Genomic DNA, 1,841 nt, shown 5'->3' with positions numbered 1-1,841 from the left:
GAGCGGCTGGCGCTGCTGACGGTGCGGCTGCCTGACCCCACGGGCTATGGCCGGATCGTGCGCCGCGCCGACGGCGGGGTCGAGCGCATCGTCGAGCACAAGGACGCAAGCGACGCACAGCGCGCCATCGACGAGGTCTACAGCGGCATCATGGCGGCGCCGGCGCGGCGGCTGGCGGCCTGGCTGGCGCGGCTGGGCAACGACAACGCCCAGGGCGAGTACTACCTCACGGACATCGTCGCCATGGCGGCGGCCGACGGCGTGCCGGTGGTGGCGCACCGCATCGACGACGCGCAGCAGGTGGCGGGCGTGAACAGCCCGGCGCAGCTCGCCGAGCTCGAGCGCGCCCTGCAGCGGCGGCGTGCGGAGGCGCTGCTGGAGCGAGGGGTGCGGCTGGCCGATCCGGCGCGCTTCGATTTGCGCGACGACCCCCGCAGCGGCGCGCGCGCCGAGCTGGTGTGCGGGCAGGACGTGGAGATCGACGTGGGCTGCATCTTCGGCGGGCGCGTGGAGATCGGCGACGGGGCGCGCATCGGCGCCTACTGCCATATCTCCAATGCGCGCATCGCGGCCGGGGCGGTCATTCACCCCTACACCCACATCGACGGCGAGGCCGCGGGCGTGGAGGTGGGCGAGGGTGCGCTGGTCGGGCCGTTCGCGCGCCTGCGCCCGGGTGCGCGGCTGGGGCGCGAGGTGCACATCGGCAACTTCGTGGAAGTGAAGAATTCGCAGCTGGCCGACGGCGCCAAGGCCAACCACCTGGCCTACCTGGGCGACGCCGACGTCGGCGAGCGCGTGAACTATGGCGCCGGCAGCATCACCGCCAACTACGACGGCGCCAACAAGCACCGCACGGTGATCGAGGCGGACGTGCACGTGGGCAGCAACTGCGTGCTGGTCGCGCCGCTGACCCTGGGCGCGGGCGGCACCGTGGGCGGCGGCTCCACCGTCACCAAGGACACGCCGCCCGGCGCGCTGACCGTGGCGCGCGGGCGCCAGCTGAGCATCGCCGGCTGGAAGCGGCCGGCCAAGGCCCCCAAGGCATGAGGCCAGGACAGGACGGGGAGCGGCCGGCGCACGGAGGGGCACCCGCGGCCGGCGGCGCGCTGGCACAGCAGCTGGCGCAGGCACAGCGCCGGCTCGCCGACCTGGAGGCGGCGCACGAGCGGTTCCTGCGCCGCGTGGTGCACGACCTGCGCGCGCCGCTGCGCCACGCCACCTCCTATGCCCAATTGGCGAGCGAGCTGCTGCGGGAGCTGGCCGAGCCGCCCGAGCAGGTGCGCGAGGCGCTGGATTGCCTGGACACGCTCGAGCGCTCCGCGCGGCGCATGGCGCAGATGCTGGAGGGCTTGCGTGCGCTCAACGAGATCGCGCGCGCGCCGCTGCAGCTCCAGCCGGTGGAGCTGCACGCGGCCGTGCGCGCGGCGCGGGCGGAGCTGGAGCTGCTCGAGGCGGGGCGCGAAGTGGCGTGGAGCCTGCCGCAGGACGGCGGGCCGGCGCTGCAGGCCGACCCGGCCCAGCTGCGGCAGCTGCTCGCCCAGCTGCTGGGCAATGCCCTGAAGTTCACGCGCGCGCGCCCGCAGGCGCGCATCGCGGTGCGCGCCACCGAGGAGGCGCCGGGGCGGCTGCGCATCACGCTGCAGGACAACGGCGTGGGCTTCGATGCCGCCCGGGCCGGGGAGGTGTTCGGCATGTTCGAGCGGCTGCACCGCGAATCGGAGTTCGAGGGCGTGGGCGCGGGGCTGGCGCTGTGCGAGGCGATCGCGGCGCGCCATGGCGCCGGGCTGCGCATCACGGCCGAGCCGGACGCCGGCTGCACAGTGACGCTGGACTGGCCGCTG

2 protein-coding genes are annotated in these 1,841 nt (G+C 75.2%); both read left to right on the top strand.

Annotated features, from left to right (window positions below):
• Positions 1-1,047, top strand: a 1,047-nt coding sequence (gene glmU, locus A612_RS01495; protein WP_019372847.1) for a bifunctional UDP-N-acetylglucosamine diphosphorylase/glucosamine-1-phosphate N-acetyltransferase GlmU, incomplete at its 5' end; no start/stop codon positions are given.
• Positions 1,044-1,841 (top strand): sensor histidine kinase (locus A612_RS01490; RefSeq protein ID WP_019372846.1); only part of this gene is annotated, 798 nt, incomplete at its 3' end. The genes glmU and A612_RS01490, both read left to right, overlap by 4 nt.

Origin of the sequence: Melaminivora alkalimesophila, assembly GCF_000282995.1 — a bacterium.
Taxonomy (GTDB): Bacteria; Pseudomonadota; Gammaproteobacteria; order Burkholderiales; family Burkholderiaceae_C; genus Melaminivora; species Melaminivora alkalimesophila.
Note: the sequence above shows the minus strand (reverse complement) of the source record. Positions and strands in the feature narration are given on the sequence as shown.